Origin of the sequence: Methanothermobacter defluvii, assembly GCF_003385755.1 — an archaeon.
Lineage (GTDB): Archaea > Methanobacteriota > Methanobacteria > Methanobacteriales > Methanothermobacteraceae > Methanothermobacter > Methanothermobacter thermautotrophicus.
Map to the genome: position 1 here is coordinate 365,433 of NZ_QREL01000001.1, position 14,772 is coordinate 380,204.

Below are 14,772 nucleotides of genomic sequence, written 5' to 3' on the forward strand. Positions count from 1 at the left end.
TGAGTGACATGTTTCTACCGGCAAGGATGCGAAAACTCAAGATCATAACCCTGGATCAGTACTCGGATTCGGTGGTTCGTTCCTTGCATGAGGAGGGTGTAACCCAGATAGATGATATCTCAGAGCGCATCCAGCAGGATGCAGAGTGGCGCCAGATACTGAAACCATCAAGGGCGACACCATACACTGGAAGGGTGTCATCTCTCCTCATGAAAACCAGCGGTATCCTTGACTTCCTGGGCTCAGTCGCAGCCGAGGAGAAGGGTCTAAGGGATACCATAAGGGAGTTCATCAACCCCCCGATATTCGAGAAGAGGGAGGTTGAGGAACTGGACACAGAATCCCTCATCAAAAGGGCTGAGGAGATCCTGGGAAGGGTCGAGTCAGAGACCAGGGTTATGGAAGAAAAATTGAATGAGCTTGATTCAGAAAAGTCCACTGTCGAATCAAGCCTATCTGTTGCAGAAAAACTGAAGGATTTTGATATTGATTTTTCCGATCTCCATGATTCAGAGTACATAACAGGAATCGCAGGAAGGATAACGGCTGAGAACCTCCCGGAACTCAGGGAGAAACTTGCAGAGATCACAGAAGAACTGATAGTATCTGACAAAGAGGGAGAAAACAGGGATGAACGTGTTCTGATCATTGTAACACTGAAGAAACATGCAGACAGCATAGCATCTGTCCTCCGGAGGATGGAATTCGAAAGATTTGAGATCAGTGAACTCCGTGGCAGACCATCAGAGATCATATCTTCCTCAAAGACCCGCCTTGAGGAGATCAGCAGGGAACGACAGGAGATCATCTCAAAATTAAGGGATATAAACGCTGAATGGGAGGACGAGCTCCTTGTCCTCAAGGAACAGCTTGAAATAGAGAAGGAGAGAAATGAGGTATTCTCCCATTTCGGCGAAACAAGGAAGACGGTGATGCTGGAGGCATGGGTCCCCCTCAAGGAGGCTGATAGGGTCATCGCCGTGGTTGAGGAATCATCTGAGGGCCACTGCGTGACAGACCTGGAGGAACCAGACCCTGAGGAGGTACCGGTGCTCCTGGACAACCCGAGATTTGCAAAGCCCTACGAGACCTTCGTTGAGATGTACTCACCACTAAAGTACAACGAGATCGACCCGACGATCTTCATGGCCTTCGTGTTCCCATTCTTCTTCGGGTTCTGCCTTACAGATGCCGGTTACGGTATAATCGACGCCCTGATAGGTTTCATACTCTACAGGGGTCTGGGTAAGGTCAACAACTTCATGAGGAACTTCGGTATCATCATGATGTCCTGTGGTGTGTGGGCATTCATACTCGGGATGGTCACCAACGGGTTCATAGGGGACTTCTTCCCACGGTTCCTCAACATAACACTGCCAACGGTTATACCGGCAATAGACGCATTTGTGAACCCCCAGAACATACTGATAATGGCACTCACCGTGGGTGTTCTCCACATAAACTTTGGTCTCATATTAGGCGCAAGGAACAACATAAGGCTCGGGAACATGAGGGATGCCCTTGGATCCCAGATTGTATGGCTGATCCTTGAACTCGGTATAATCCTATACCTGCTTGGGGGCATGATTGTCGGGGCGCCAGTGATAGTCCTGGCCTTCGCCATGCTAATCTACTACAACGGCCTCTTCGGGCTAATGGATATATCCGGGTTCCTTGGTACTCTACTCTCATATGCAAGGCTCCTTGCACTGTGTCTATCAACGGGTGGTATAGCCATGACCGTGAACATCCTCACGGGCCTCAGCTATGAGATGATACCCGTCATCGGAGTGGTACTTGCCCCGATAATATTCGTGTTCGGGCACATAGCCAACAACGCCTTCCAGAGCCTTGGTGCCTTTATAAACTCACTTCGTCTACATTATGTTGAATTCTTCGCCCAGTTCTACATGGGTGGAAAAAACAAATTCAATGCATTTCGTGCTGAAAGAAACTTCACTAAGATAAGGAGGTAAATAGAATGGTTGAAATAGCATTAGGAACTGCTTTAGCAGCAATAGGTGCTGGAGTTGCAGTAGGATTCGCAGGTCTTGGATCAGGATTAGGTCAGGGTATAGCAGCCGCAGGAAGTGTTGGTGCAGTTGCAGAGGATCCTGACATGTTCGCGAGGGGTATTATATTCGCAGCCCTTTCAGAGACACAGGCTATCTATGGTTTCCTGATCGCCATACTTCTCCTGGTGTTCTCAGGACTCCTTGGAGGAGGAAAGGGACTGGATGTTACAGCCGGACTTGTTGCCGTGGGTGCAGGTGCAGCCATAGGATTCGCAGGTCTTGGTTCAGGTATGGGTCAGGGTATAACATCAGCATCATCAGTGGGTGCAGTTGCAGAGGATCCTGACATGTTCGCGAGGGGTGTTATATTCGCAGCCCTTTCAGAGACACAGGCTATCTATGGTTTCCTGATCGCCATACTTCTCCTGGTCTTCGGCGGAATACTAGGAGGCTAATTAGATGAGTTCCGGAGCCGAAAAAATTGTCTCCAGTATAATGTCAGAGGCTCAGGCAAAGGCTAACGCCATAATTCAGGAAGCTGAAGAGGAAGCTGCAGGTATACTGAAGGAGGGCGAAAAAAGGGCCCAGATTGTCAGTGAACGCATACTCGAATCAGCCAGGAAGCAGGCTGATATGAGGTACCAGCAGATAATCTCAGAGGCCAAGATGAATGCAAGGCGTGCAGAACTGGAGGCAAGGGAAGAGGTAATACAGGAGGCCTTCAAAAGGGCTGAAGAGGAACTTGAAAACCTGGCATCCACCTCCAATGAGGAATACCTCACTGCCCTCAGGGGCATGATAAAGGAGGCAGCGGTTGAGATAGGTGGAGGCGACCTTGTTGTCAGCATGAAGGAGGACGACAGGTCCCATGACCCTGGACTCGACAAAATCGCAGCTGAAGTGGAAGCCGAAACAGGCAAAAAAACAACCCTGGAGGTTGGAGACAGCATCAGAACCATTGGAGGAGCATTGGTAAGGACAAAGGATGGTCTGATAGAGGTTAACAACACAATAGAGGCCAGGATGTCCCGTTTCAGAAAGGCTCTACGTTCAGAGGTGGCCAGGGTTCTTTTCGAATAAAAGGGGAGATAACAGATGGCTGACAGCATCACAACAATTGTAACAGCGCTCGGATTCCCTTCAATAGAACCTTTTATAGGCTTAATCCTCCTCGGAGGAGCCATTATAGGTGCTATTGTTGTAATAGCAACTATAAGGCCTATATTAGATTTATTCCCCTTCGCATACCCTAACGCCAGAGTCAGGGCACGAATAGGACGCCTCCTAAATGAGAAACAGCTATCAGAGATCCTTGAGACAGAGTCCATGGAGGAGTTCAAGAACTACCTCCGGGGACTCCCTGACTATGCAAAGTACATTGACAGGTTTCCCATTGAGAAGGCCCTTGAGAGTCAGCTTGCAGAGACCTATGAGATGGTATCCCAGATAGCACCAGCATCCATAAGGGACCCCTTCAGGGCAAACCTGAAGAGATGGGATGTGAGGAACATCAAGAGCCTCATAACAGCAAAGGCCGCCGGTCTCAGTGCCGAGGAGACACTGGACCTCCTTGTCCCTGGAGGTGAGATCTATGAGATTATCGAGGGCCTTGCAGACGCTTCAAGTGTCCAGGAGGTTGTAACAGGCCTTGAGGGTACAGAGTACGCCGATGTACTTGGGGACGCCCTATCTGACTACGAGGAGACAGGCATGCTCCTCCCAATGGAGGCAGCTCTTGATAAGAGGTTCCTTGAGGGACTCATAAGGGCAGTTGGAAGTCCATCAGATGACAACACAAAGATGCTACACACCTACTTCGGGACCATGGTTGACATATCCAACCTTAAAATAATACTCCGTGCAAAGGCAGATGGCCTCAGCTACGATGACATAAGTCCATACATAGTACCCCACGGCTACCAGATCAGGGAATGGAAACTCAAGGACCTCATGGAATCAGAGGATGTCAGTGGAGTTATAAGCGGCCTTGAGGGTACAGATTACGGTCAGATGCTATCAGAGGCCCTCTCAGAGTACACATCAACGGGTTCAGTGGCTGTATTCGAGCGTGTCCTTGAGGACAACCTCAACAGGATGGCAAGGAACTTTGCAGTCAAGAAGCCCTTCGGTGTTGGTCCGATGATAGGGTTCCTCAGCAGGAAGGAAGTTGAGGTGAAGAACCTCAAGGTCATAGCAAGGAGCAAGAGGGAGCCAGGATTTCCTGAAGCAATGGTTAAGGAGATGTTAGTATGACTTCAAATATTGCAGTGGTTGGTGACAGGGACACTGTAACAGGGTTCAGACTCGGAGGCGTCAGGGAAGGCTACGTGGTTGAAACACCTGACGAGGCAGAGGAAACCATAAGGAACCTTATACGTGATGGCTTCTCCATAATAATCGTCACAGAAAAGATTGGTGATGAACTGAGGGAATTTATAGAGGAAACCACAAGTTCAAGCGCATTGCCAATGATAATAGAGATACCAGACAAGACAGGCCCCTCAGAACGTGAAACAGATCCACTGAGGGACCTTATTAAAAGAGTTATTGGGGTTGAGATGGTAAAATGACACAGGAAGGAAGGATTATAAAAATAGCGGGTCCTGTTATCATCGCCGAGGGGATGAGAGGATCCCAGATGTATGAAATGGTTAAGGTGGGTGAAGACAAGCTCATAGGAGAGATCATTGAACTTGAGGGTGACACAGCAACAATCCAGGTCTACGAGGAAACCGCAGGCATAAAGCCTGGAGAGACCGTTGAAAGAACAGGCGGTCCACTATCAGTGGAACTGGGACCTGGAATACTGGGTTCAATCTTCGACGGTATCCAGAGACCCCTCGAGAACATCAAGGCACTCACCGGAGACTACATAGAGAGGGGAGTGGACGTACCATCCCTCCCAAAGGATAAGAAATGGACCTTCAAACCCACAGCCCGGGAGGGCCAGATGGTTAAGGGAGGGGACATAATCGGTGAGGTTGAGGAGACATCCTCAATAACCCACAGGATAATGATCCCACCAAACGTTGAAGGTAAACTCACAATGATAGCCCCCCAGGGCGAATACACCGTCCTTGATGATATAGCTGAGGTTGAAACCGAGAGCGGAACAGAAAAGATTCAGATGCTCCAGAAGTGGCCTGTCAGGAAGGGCCGACCCTACAAGAAGAAACTCGACCCTGACGTCCCACTCATAACAGGTCAGAGGGCGCAGGACACATTCTTCTCAGTCGCCAAGGGAGGTACAGCAGCCATACCCGGACCCTTCGGTTCAGGTAAAACGGTTACCCAGCAGCAGCTCGCAAAGTGGGCCGACGCAGACATAATCGTCTATGTTGGATGCGGTGAGAGGGGTAACGAGATGACCGAGGTCCTCAAGGAGTTCCCTGAACTCGAGGACCCCAAGACAGGTAACCCACTCATGGACAGGACCGTGCTCATAGCAAACACCTCAAACATGCCTGTGGCTGCAAGGGAAGCCTGTGTGTACACAGGTATAACCATAGCAGAGTACTTCAGGGACATGGGCTACGACGTCGCCCTCATGGCAGACTCAACCTCAAGGTGGGCCGAGGCAATGAGGGAGATCTCAGGAAGGCTGGAGGAGATGCCAGGTGAAGAGGGATACCCTGCATACCTCGCATCAAGGCTCGCACAGTTCTATGAGCGTGCAGGAAGGGTCACAACCATTGGATCAGAGGATAAGATAGCCTCAGTATCAGTTGTGGGTGCGGTTTCACCACCAGGTGGGGACCTCTCAGAGCCCGTCACACAGAACACCCTGAGGATATGTAAGGTGTTCTGGGCCCTGGACGCATCACTGGCAGACAAGCGTCACTTCCCTTCCATTGACTGGCTCCAGAGCTACTCACTCTACATTGACAGTGTCCAGGACTGGTGGGCCAGCAACGTGGACCCTGAATGGAGGAAATTTAGGGACGAGGCAATGGCCCTCCTCCAGAAGGAGGCAGAGCTCCAGGAGATAGTCCAGCTCGTCGGACCCGACGCACTTCCAGACAGGGAGAGGATAACCCTGGAGACAACCAGGATGATAAGGGAGGACTTCCTCCAGCAGAACGCCTACCATGAGGTGGACACCTACTGCTCACCATCAAAGCAGTTCGAGATGCTCAGGACAATCATAATGTTCCACAGGAACGCAACAGTGGCCCTTGAGAAGGGCGCACCTGCAGCTGACATAATATCCCTCCCTGTTAAGGAGGATATCGGGCGTATGAAGTACATACCTGAAGAGGAATTCCCTGCAAGGATCAAGGAGATCCAGGAAAGGATCGTCAAGGAATGTAGTGAGGTGTGAAGATGAACGTTAACATCAAAACCCGTGAATACACCACCGTCACAGAGGTCTCAGGTCCTCTAATGATCGTTGAGGGTGTTGAAGGGGTTGCCTACAGTGAGATAGTGGAGATTGAAACACCCACAGGTGAGAAGAGAAGGGGACAGGTACTGGAAGTCAGGGAGGACCTTGCAGTCGTACAGGTCTTTGAGGGTACCAGTGACCTCAACACAGAGACAACAAAGATAAGGTTCACAGGTGAAACAGCGAAGATCGGCGTATCCCTGGACATGATGGGCCGAATATTCGACGGTACAGGTAAACCCATAGACGGTGGCCCTGAGATCATACCCGAGAAGGAGCTCGACATCAACGGTAGCCCCATGAACCCTGCTGCAAGGGAGTTCCCTGCCGAGTTCATACAGACCGGTATATCAACCATTGACGGGATGAACACCCTGGTGAGGGGTCAGAAGCTGCCTATATTCTCAGGTTCAGGGCTTCCACACAACGAACTGGCAGCCCAGATCGCAAGGCAGGCCAAGGTGCTTGCAGAGGAGAGCGAATTCGCGGTTATCTTCGCGGCCATGGGTATCACCCACGAAGAGGCAAACTACTTCATGAGGGACTTCGAGAGGACAGGGGCCCTTGAGCGTGTTACGGTCTTCATGAACCTGGCAGACGACCCTGCCATTGAGCGTATCATCACCCCGAGGATGGCCCTCACAACAGCAGAGTACTTTGCCTTCGAGCACGACATGCACGTCCTGGTCATACTCACCGACCTCACAAACTACTGTGAGGCCCTAAGGGAGATCTCAGCTGCAAGGGAGGAGGTCCCGGGACGAAGGGGTTACCCGGGGTACATGTACACCGACCTTGCAAGCCTCTATGAGAGGGCAGGGCGTATAGTCGGCAAGGAGGGGTCAATCACACAGATGCCCATACTGGTGATGCCACAGGACGACATCACACACCCGATACCTGACCTGACAGGTTACATCACCGAGGGCCAGATAGTGCTGAGCCGTGACCTCCACCGTAAGGGTATATACCCACCGGTGGACGTGCTCCCATCACTATCCAGGCTCATGAGTGGTGGTATCGGTGAGGGAAGGACACGTGAGGACCACAGCGGTGTCTCAGACCAGCTATACAGTGCCTACGCCGAGGGACGTGACCTCAGGGACCTCATGGCGGTTGTGGGTGAGGAGGCCCTCACAGAGAGGGACCGCAAGTTCCTCAAATTCGCTGATGAATTTGAGAAACGCTTCATCACCCAGGCACGTGACGAGGACCGCTCCATAGAGGAGACCCTCAACCTCGGATGGGAACTGTTATCACTCCTCCCGAGGTCCGAACTCAAGAGGGTCCGCGAGGAGCACATACCCAAGTACCTCCCGGGTGCCGAATAACCACCCCCAACATCCTTTTTCAGGAGAGTTAGCCAATGGCACAGGAAATGATTGAGGGGATCAACCCCACAAGGATGGAGCTCCTGAAACTCAAGCAGCGTGAGAAACTCGCTGTCAAGGGTTACAGTCTCCTCAAGGAGAAGAGGAACGCCCTTATCATGGAGTTCTTCAACATCCTTGAGAGGGTTAAGGGGTCCCGTGAAAAGGTGGAGGAGCACCTCAAGGAGGCCTTCTCTGACCTCACAGAGGCCCAGGTACTCATGGGCGACACTGCAGTTGAGAGGGCTGCAATGTCTGTGAGGGAGTCCGTGGAGGTCGACATAGACTCAAGGAGTATAATGGGTGTCGTTGTACCGGTGGTCGATGCCCGGGCAACCCAGAGGACCGTGGTTGAACGTGGATACGGCCTTGTGGACACATCAGTAAAACTCGACGAGGCAGCCAGAAAATTCGAGGAGTCCCTGGCACTCATAATAGAACTCGGTGAGATCGAGAAGACCATAAGGCTTCTCGCCGGTGAGATAGAATCAACCAAGCGAAGGGTTAACGCCCTCGAACACATCATAATCCCGAGGCTCAAGAACACCGTCAAGTACATTGAGATGAGGCTCGAGGAGATGGAGAGGGAGAACTTCGTCAGGTTGAAGATGATCAAAAAATCCATGGAGATGGAGTGATGGTTAGGATACTCACAAGGCTCGGCCAGGTCCGCGAGGCCGAGGAGAAATACAGGAGGGAACTCGTGGACTTCAGGATGGGTGAGGTCTACGGGAACCTCAGGGCCATCATTGCAGACGAGGACGTTGAGGTCAGGGCCGGCGAGGTGAAGCCGGTTAAGATCAAGGAGGTCAGTATACCTGCGAACCACATAGTATTCATGTGCGCCTACGCCACGAACCCCCTGGGTCACCCGATAGCTGCAGGTGAGGAGACACCCCTGCCCATAAGCATGGACCGCAAGGCAGACCATGCAACCTTCGTAGCTGCTGCAGATGGGAAAATCAGCAGGAACGACCTTCTGGGTGTCCTCATAATCCTACCAGTTGAATTAACCCACTAATTTATTTTTAGATTGCCGCAGTTTCCTCAGATGATGTCCTCTTATTTCTCAGTTGGGGGCGCTTCACCTTGATACTTTCAACGTATTCAAAAGTTTTTAGGATTTCTCTTAGGGTATATTTTATCCAAAGAAGCTTTTTATTTCCTCGTAGAGTTCAATCATCAGGTCATCAATGTATTCAATGAGTTCCTCTGTGTACTCCAGGAGGTCCCGGTAGGTTCTCACAAGGGATTCACGGTTCCGCTTCAGCTGCTTCATGGCCCGGGCCTGGGCCGCGGCAGGGTTACCTGCAATGATCCTTCTGAGTCCTGATGAGCCCGCCCTCAGCTCCTCAACATCACTCCTTATCTCAGCCATCCTGTCGAGGTAGTATCTCTCAACGCCCCTGATATCCTTCTTCAGTTCTTTTTTGATTTCAAGAAGCTGGTCCCTTCTATCCTTCAGTTCCACCAGTGAACTCCTTGTGGAGGCTATGGTTGAGGTGTCAAGATCCTGAAAGTCTGCGAGTCCACTGAGAATCCTGTGATACTCCTCAGGATCCATCAACCATCACCCCTACTGGAGATGTATCCTTAACTCTATGAGGTTACCACTGGCCCGGGTCTCGGTCTTTATCTCCTCATGCTCCTTTTCCATTTCACGTACACGGTAGAATATGTTGGTGAGGGCCCCTGTCCTGAAGACCCCTGTCCTGTTCTCGGGCTTGGAGGATATGAGGATGACTGAGACCATGTCATCTTCTATCTTCACATTGTAGTTGACGCCGTTTATGTATATCCCGTCCGAGAGCCTTAAAAGAAGTTTTATATACTTTATGGGGAGTCCGCTGCCGCTTATTATCTCCTTTATCTTATCATTTTCCCGGCACTGCTCGATATCGATATCCAAGGTACACCCTCCACTAAGATATTAATGTTTTATAGAATATAAAACATAGCCTAATAGGATGAGAGGTGACAGATCAGACAGGCTGATGAAGAAGGAGATCTTCAACCTCAACCGTCATCTCCCCTCAAGGAGGAAGACCCTGGAGGAGCTCCTCAGGGAGGACAGGCCCCATGTTACAGGGGCTGATGGCACCAGGCACAGGTTCAAATGGGCTGAACTTGAAGACCTCCGGGGGATGCTGACTGAGGATGAGGCAAGGAGGCTGAGGCTCCCGATATACATCGAGATAGAATCTGAGACCTCGGGTGCAAGGATCGCCGGTGATATTGAGGTGAAGGTGGTCTCGGAGGTCCTTGAGAGGGATGATGAGGGTGATGAGATCTACATCTACAGACCTGAGATGAGGGTGCTGAGGGCGAGGTTTCCAACGGTTACACAGTACATGTTCCTTGTGAGGGAGCTCTAAGGAGGTTGATGGAATGAGCAAGGATCCGCTTAAGGAGTACCTTAAGGACCCTGATAGGAGGGCCAAGCTTTTCCTTTTAATGACAGGTGGCATGATTCTGAGCACAGTGCTCATAACGATAGGTACCATAATACTGATACTTCTACTGCTTGGCATAATCTGATGCCCGCCCTGTCCCGCGGTGATTCATGTTATCGGAGGATCTCCATGCACAGGGTTCTGAGTGCAGGACACCAGATCCAGTCACCTGAGATGATCATATCAGGGGAAAATGGGCACTGGAGAGTACATGGACACTGAAAAACAGGGGGATATATAAGCGGCATTGGATAGTATGGGTACTGCAAGAGCCGGATAAGCAGCTGCAAATTCATGGAAGATACCTTAAGGATCTGCTCCAGAGGTATCTTAAATCCACCTTCTTCTTAACCCGGGAGGATATGCGGTTTGTTCGCTTAAAGTAGGGTTCTTTAATGGAGCAGAAGGTTCTCAGCATTGGAGGTAATGGAGTTCTTTCTTGACAATATATTCTCATGCTCCCTGTGGTCGAGGTGTGGGGCATTGGAGGTAATGGAGTTCTTTCTTGACCCTGGAGCAGATGGTTGATGCAAGGTTCTCAGCGGCCTCCATGGAGTTATGGGAGGCCAGGACGGTCAGCAGGGGTTCACCCTCCTCAATTATGGCCCCCGGGACCGGAAGGTCATGGACCCCCATGGTTTTTATCTCACCCACCAGGCACCTTGCCGGGGCATAGAGTATCCTCTTAACAGCATACCTCACCGGGTCCGGTTTTTCTATAAGCTCGCCCATGCATGCCCTGATATGGGCATCCACCATGTTTATCCCCAGGGAGGCTTCAGCACACTCAAAGGTCCCCTGTATCCTGGGGTTGACCTCTATGACATACAGCTCGGAGTCCCTCATTATGAGGTCGACGCCGTTGGATCCGCGCAGGGAGAGGTCAAGTATGAGGTCACTGGCAAGATCCTCAATCTCCCCTGAGGGCCCTGGTGTCATGTTACCGGCGTAGACGAACTGCCCCTCAAATCCAGGGACGCCCCTGTCAATGATCTGCCTGCTCGTCAGAACCGTGATGGCCTCCTCTCCGGTTGAAAGAACAGAGGCACTCACAGGGACACCCTCGATGTACTCTTGGAGGAGGAACTCCCCATCACCTTCGCGGAACTCGGTGACACCGAAGCCTCCAGCACCGGAAACCGGCTTTGCGATGTATTTCTTCTCCCCTGCAGCTACAATCTCCATTGCCTCGGCAGGGTCACTGATGAGGTGTGTCTCGGGTGTGGGGTATGAGTTCCTGATCCTCCTGTAGAGGCGGTACTTGTCCTCCACGTGATCAACCCTGGAGTTGCCGAGGACCTTCTCCCCGGGAAGGGGGGGTGCGCCTGTGAGGGGGATTATACCATCAGCCCTTTCTATGAAATCTGAGGCTGCTTCAAGGAGCTTCTCCTGAGTGAAGTTCTCATGGAATCTCCCGCAGCTTTCACCGCTACGCTCCCTCAGTATGCACCTTCTTTCGGTGTAGTGCTTGAAGTCTGCTGTGCAGTAGTAACCTGCAGAGTAGACCCTGTACCCTAACCTGAAGGCTGATTCAACCACCGGTCGGGTGTTGACGCCTATTACAAGTATTTCCTCCATTTTGGACACAGAATCAGTGGTTTGATAGTCCCGAGCGGAGTCGAACCGCTGTCGCCGGGTCCAAAGCCCAGCAGGATTACCACTACCCCACGGGACTATAACAGTTATTAGGTGGTGATGTTCTTCATAAATAGGTTTCGATAAAAGGGGGTGTTATGGGGGGATAGTCCCGAGCGGAGTCGAACCGCTATCGATGGATCCAGAGTCCATCAGGATTGCCATTACCCCACGGGACTATGCTTAAAAAGAGCTTATATCGGCAAGATAAGGTTACATGGAACCCCTATAAATACTTTGCGGTTCTTAAAGTGTGGTGGCTGACCCCCAGATGCCTCCAGAAAAAGGGGTTAAAAAATAGAACTAGAAGGGTGAGAACACCCCTATGAACACCAGCCAGGCCAGCAGGGTCTTTGCAACCAGGCTCAGTATGATGTAGACCCTCTCACCGTAGAGGTAGTCCCTCCATTTACCGACACCCCTGTACTGCAGCAGCATGTTGACGGAGAATGTGTTGAACATCACAAAGTAGATGAGCAGTGTGAGGTAGACGAAGTCCGGTGGCTGTGTCTCGGCGGAGCCCAGGGCGGCGATGAAGTAGGCTGCAATGACCACCCATGGGGTGAAGCCGGAGATGCACCCCAGGAGGTAGGGTGACCAGTCGATCTTCTCGGTGTACTGGTTGATCTTCTCCATCAGGTAGCCGAACATTATCATCGATGCGTTGAGGACGAAGATCATCACAAGTGACCAGAGGTCCCAGACCCCCACGAAGGTGGCCAGTATCACTATCATTATTGAACTTGAGAGAGCATACTCGTACCAGCGGTAGGGGTTCATACCCCTCTTCAGGTTCTCAACGTAACTCTCATTCCTGAGGAAGGCTATTGTGAAGTGGGCCACCGCAGATATCAGGAGGAAGGATGCAAGGATCACCCCGAGGTAGCTCACGGTGAATGCCACCTCAGGGCTGGGAAGGACCTGGAATGACGGCGGATTCAGTGAGAGTATCTTGAACTTCAGGTAGAACGTGTAGATGTCCCTGTCCCAGGTGAGCAGGTAACCCAGCGCAACCATCAGAAGCCCCTGGATCAGGTGCAGGGACCCGGCCGCTATGTTCAGCTTCCTCAGCCCCTCAAAACTTATAGGGGACTTCTCAATCATTTTAATTCTTTCAATGTTGTCCATAAAACACCCCCACATTATTGTTATGTCAGTGAAGCTATTTTAATGTATCAACAGGTCAGTAAGGAAGGGTGGGGATGGTGATGCCAGAATTCTATATCAGCGGGTCCGTCAGGAACAGTGGGTAGACTGATGCCAGAACCTGTGGGAAGGCCGGATGGCCTTACAGTGGATGTGTATGGATGCTTTCAGAATTGAAAAAATAGTTTATGGGGGGCAGCTCTCTGCTCAGCACAAAAAATGGTGGAGGGTTTCAGCCGAGGAACTTCCTCTGGCTTGCAGCCTCAAGGATGAGCTCCTGGAGGTTGGCTGTCCTGTTGATTCTGAGGGCCCTTATGATCTCCTCTGTGGTCTTCATGTGTCCCTCATCATACTCAGGTTCAAGGTACTCCTCAAAGGATGATTTAACCTCAGGGCTGAGGAATGGTGATTCAGGGTTGGCGTACCTTGCAGCGTCATGGAGGTCCCTTCCAAGACCCGGGTAGACCTCCTCAATGAATTCAAGGTCACCTGATGATAGCGCGTTGAACCCGAGCAGCTCCGGGGGAACCCCCAGCGAGTAGAGGGCCGCTGTGAAGGTTATTGCCCTTGGGAGTGAAACGTTTCCCATGCTCCTGGAGTATCCGAAGAGTCCGATGTGGAGCTTCCTCTTCCTCCTGCCGGGCACGTACCTCGCAACCCTGTTTATGATGTCCACGAGGTCCATGACCTGCCTCCTGTACTCCCTGCAGTAGGCTGAAATTATCTCCAGGACACTTTCACGCTCGATTTCAGCTGCCCTGCCCGGTTTAACAGACCTGAGTTTCTTTATGCCCCTGATGACATCTGATGGTTCATGGTCGTACTTGAAGGATGACTGGACAGTGAAGGTGTAGGCGCCACGGTACTCCCAGGTAACGTCCTCCACATTATCGGGGCGGAGGTTACCCCTGAAGGGAGCTGAGCCCATACCTATTATGGGGTAGAGTTTAACTCCTGACTCTTCCTCAAGGTCCCGGAAGTCTGAGAGGGCTATCCTGTTGAGGAGTGTGGCTGATATCATACCGTAGTTCATGGCGGGGTCTGACCTTGCAAGGAAGACCCTCTGCTCCTGGATATCCTTACCATCAAGGTACTCGCCTGTGATCTTGGCGGCGTTCAGCATCCCCTCATGGTCCTCGAAGAGGGGGATAACGTTGATCTCGTCGGGCCGGAATTCACCTATCCACTCCTTGACGGTCACACCATCTGCGAGCTGCAGCCTCTCCTTACCCTTCACAAAGTCCAGGTAGTAGCTGTGGATCCGGTTGAGGCAGCTGCTTGATGAGGTCATGGGTAGGATGACCTCGAAGACCGGGGCTGCGTCCATCCCGTAGAAGAGGCTTGCGGTGTCATAGGATCTGGGTATGCTCTCAAGGGTCTCAAGGAGTATCTTTGCCTCGGCCCTCTCAACTGTGGGGTTGGGCACCCTGAGGGTGAGCCTCAGATCCTCACCCAGGACATGGTCCCTGAAGAAGGCCTGGTACTTTGTGAGGAGTTTCTTTACAACGTAGTTGTCCACTTCCTTGCCCTCGCAGTCCCACATCTGTTCGTCACATCCCAGGTGTGAGAAGACGTAGTATGCCTCCCTTATCTCGTCTTCACCACCCAGTTCAGGTTCTTCTGCAAAGAACGGCGGGTTAACGTTGTCTGGATGCTGTGTACTCATGCATCTTGGAACCTTCATGTTTAACACTCCGGGGTGATATTTCTGTGGACTGGAATATAAGGATGATGATGAGGATAATGAACCTGGACCTTGAAATGACATG

The 14,772-nt window shown here is 51.4% G+C and carries 16 protein-coding genes and 2 tRNA genes; 11 read left to right on the forward strand and 7 right to left on the reverse strand.

Translation table 11 applies throughout. The annotated features are described in order from the left end of the window. Positions 1-8: 8 nt before the first annotated feature. The 9 genes from C7452_RS02025 to C7452_RS02065 are packed head-to-tail and all read left to right on the forward strand — an operon-like array spanning position 9 to position 8,790. Positions 9-1,976 carry a V-type ATP synthase subunit I gene (locus C7452_RS02025; RefSeq protein WP_115892076.1) on the forward strand — a complete coding sequence of 656 codons (1,968 nt, stop codon included), beginning with the start codon at positions 9-11 and terminating at the stop codon, positions 1,974-1,976. A gap of 5 nt (positions 1,977-1,981) precedes the next feature. Further along, positions 1,982-2,470 (forward strand): V-type ATP synthase subunit K, encoded by a 489-nt coding sequence (locus tag C7452_RS02030; RefSeq protein WP_115892077.1) that lies wholly within the window; start codon positions 1,982-1,984, stop codon positions 2,468-2,470. A gap of 4 nt (positions 2,471-2,474) precedes the next feature. Beyond that, positions 2,475-3,095, forward strand: a complete 621-nt coding sequence (locus tag C7452_RS02035) for a V-type proton ATPase subunit E (protein WP_115892078.1) — start codon at positions 2,475-2,477, stop codon at positions 3,093-3,095. A gap of 15 nt (positions 3,096-3,110) precedes the next feature. Next, on the forward strand, positions 3,111-4,268 hold the full coding sequence (locus C7452_RS02040; protein WP_115892079.1) for a V-type ATP synthase subunit C: 1,158 nt from the start codon (positions 3,111-3,113) through the stop codon (positions 4,266-4,268). Beyond that, entirely contained in the window at positions 4,265-4,585 is a 321-nt protein-coding gene (locus C7452_RS02045; RefSeq protein ID WP_115892080.1) for a V-type ATP synthase subunit F, read from the forward strand. The genes C7452_RS02040 and C7452_RS02045 overlap by 4 nt, the downstream gene beginning before the upstream one ends. Beyond that, complete coding sequence (locus tag C7452_RS02050) at positions 4,582-6,336, forward strand: ATP synthase subunit A (RefSeq protein ID WP_115892081.1); 1,755 nt, start codon at positions 4,582-4,584, stop codon at positions 6,334-6,336. The genes C7452_RS02045 and C7452_RS02050 overlap by 4 nt, the downstream gene beginning before the upstream one ends. A 2-nt stretch (positions 6,337-6,338) precedes the next feature. After that, complete coding sequence (locus tag C7452_RS02055; protein ID WP_013296141.1) at positions 6,339-7,730, forward strand: ATP synthase subunit B; 1,392 nt, start codon at positions 6,339-6,341, stop codon at positions 7,728-7,730. Between the two features lie 35 nt (positions 7,731-7,765). Next, a complete protein-coding gene (locus C7452_RS02060; protein WP_010876584.1) occupies positions 7,766-8,407 on the forward strand; it encodes a V-type ATP synthase subunit D in 642 nt (213 codons plus the stop codon). Next, a complete protein-coding gene (locus C7452_RS02065) occupies positions 8,407-8,790 on the forward strand; it encodes a DUF22 domain-containing protein (RefSeq protein ID WP_245942770.1) in 384 nt (127 codons plus the stop codon). The genes C7452_RS02060 and C7452_RS02065 overlap by 1 nt, the downstream gene beginning before the upstream one ends. 120 nt (positions 8,791-8,910) lie before the next feature. Here C7452_RS02065 and C7452_RS02070 read toward each other — a convergent pair whose 3' ends face one another. Both C7452_RS02070 and C7452_RS02075 read right to left on the reverse strand, forming a co-directional pair. Continuing rightward, the gene (locus tag C7452_RS02070) at positions 8,911-9,333 is read right to left on the reverse strand and encodes a hypothetical protein (protein ID WP_115892083.1); all 423 of its coding nucleotides are present in this window, start codon (positions 9,331-9,333) and stop codon (positions 8,911-8,913) included. A 12-nt stretch (positions 9,334-9,345) separates the two neighbouring features. Next, positions 9,346-9,678 (reverse strand): hypothetical protein, encoded by a 333-nt coding sequence (locus C7452_RS02075; protein ID WP_013296138.1) that lies wholly within the window; start codon positions 9,676-9,678, stop codon positions 9,346-9,348. Between the two features lie 58 nt (positions 9,679-9,736). Between C7452_RS02075 and C7452_RS02080 the strand changes: the two genes are divergently transcribed. Together C7452_RS02080 and C7452_RS09060 are read left to right on the forward strand one after the other, a co-directional pair. Next, a complete protein-coding gene (locus C7452_RS02080; protein ID WP_010876580.1) occupies positions 9,737-10,144 on the forward strand; it encodes a DUF61 family protein in 408 nt (135 codons plus the stop codon). A gap of 13 nt (positions 10,145-10,157) precedes the next feature. Next, complete coding sequence (locus tag C7452_RS09060) at positions 10,158-10,307, forward strand: hypothetical protein (protein ID WP_170130272.1); 150 nt, start codon at positions 10,158-10,160, stop codon at positions 10,305-10,307. A gap of 368 nt (positions 10,308-10,675) precedes the next feature. On the opposite strand, the gene C7452_RS02090 is transcribed toward C7452_RS09060, so the two are convergent. The 5 genes from C7452_RS02090 to ppcA all read right to left on the reverse strand — a co-directional run bounded on the left by C7452_RS02090 (position 10,676) and on the right by ppcA (position 14,687). Beyond that, complete coding sequence (locus C7452_RS02090; RefSeq protein WP_115892084.1) at positions 10,676-11,800, reverse strand: ATP-grasp domain-containing protein; 1,125 nt, start codon at positions 11,798-11,800, stop codon at positions 10,676-10,678. A gap of 25 nt (positions 11,801-11,825) precedes the next feature. Continuing rightward, positions 11,826-11,897, reverse strand: a tRNA-Gln gene (locus C7452_RS02095). A gap of 67 nt (positions 11,898-11,964) precedes the next feature. After that, a tRNA-Gln gene (locus C7452_RS02100) sits at positions 11,965-12,036 on the reverse strand. A gap of 124 nt (positions 12,037-12,160) precedes the next feature. Beyond that, positions 12,161-12,985, reverse strand: a complete 825-nt coding sequence (heR, locus tag C7452_RS02105; protein WP_013296133.1) for a heliorhodopsin HeR — start codon at positions 12,983-12,985, stop codon at positions 12,161-12,163. A gap of 250 nt (positions 12,986-13,235) precedes the next feature. After that, positions 13,236-14,687: a phosphoenolpyruvate carboxylase gene (gene ppcA / locus C7452_RS02110; RefSeq protein ID WP_048060929.1), complete on the reverse strand. Its 1,452-nt coding sequence runs from the start codon at positions 14,685-14,687 to the stop codon at positions 13,236-13,238. Positions 14,688-14,772: the final 85 nt, after the last annotated feature.

Bases quoted from the DNA above. Each gene is read 5' to 3' on its own strand.
- C7452_RS02025 (WP_115892076.1), top strand. From the start codon at position 9: ATGTTTCTACCGGCAAGGATGCGAAAACTCAAGATCATAACCCTGGAT.
- C7452_RS02030 (WP_115892077.1), top strand. From the start codon at position 1,982: ATGGTTGAAATAGCATTAGGAACTGCTTTAGCAGCAATAGGTGCTGGA.
- C7452_RS02035 (WP_115892078.1), top strand. From the start codon at position 2,475: ATGAGTTCCGGAGCCGAAAAAATTGTCTCCAGTATAATGTCAGAGGCT.
- C7452_RS02040 (WP_115892079.1), top strand. From the start codon at position 3,111: ATGGCTGACAGCATCACAACAATTGTAACAGCGCTCGGATTCCCTTCA.
- C7452_RS02045 (WP_115892080.1), top strand. From the start codon at position 4,265: ATGACTTCAAATATTGCAGTGGTTGGTGACAGGGACACTGTAACAGGG.
- C7452_RS02050 (WP_115892081.1), top strand. From the start codon at position 4,582: ATGACACAGGAAGGAAGGATTATAAAAATAGCGGGTCCTGTTATCATC.
- C7452_RS02055 (WP_013296141.1), top strand. From the start codon at position 6,339: ATGAACGTTAACATCAAAACCCGTGAATACACCACCGTCACAGAGGTC.
- C7452_RS02060 (WP_010876584.1), top strand. From the start codon at position 7,766: ATGGCACAGGAAATGATTGAGGGGATCAACCCCACAAGGATGGAGCTC.
- C7452_RS02065 (WP_245942770.1), top strand. From the start codon at position 8,407: ATGGTTAGGATACTCACAAGGCTCGGCCAGGTCCGCGAGGCCGAGGAG.
- C7452_RS02070 (WP_115892083.1), bottom strand. From the start codon at position 9,333: ATGGATCCTGAGGAGTATCACAGGATTCTCAGTGGACTCGCAGACTTT.
- C7452_RS02080 (WP_010876580.1), top strand. From the start codon at position 9,737: ATGAGAGGTGACAGATCAGACAGGCTGATGAAGAAGGAGATCTTCAAC.
- C7452_RS09060 (WP_170130272.1), top strand. From the start codon at position 10,158: ATGAGCAAGGATCCGCTTAAGGAGTACCTTAAGGACCCTGATAGGAGG.
- C7452_RS02090 (WP_115892084.1), bottom strand. From the start codon at position 11,800: ATGGAGGAAATACTTGTAATAGGCGTCAACACCCGACCGGTGGTTGAA.
- heR (WP_013296133.1), bottom strand. From the start codon at position 12,985: ATGGACAACATTGAAAGAATTAAAATGATTGAGAAGTCCCCTATAAGT.
- ppcA (WP_048060929.1), bottom strand. From the start codon at position 14,687: ATGAAGGTTCCAAGATGCATGAGTACACAGCATCCAGACAACGTTAAC.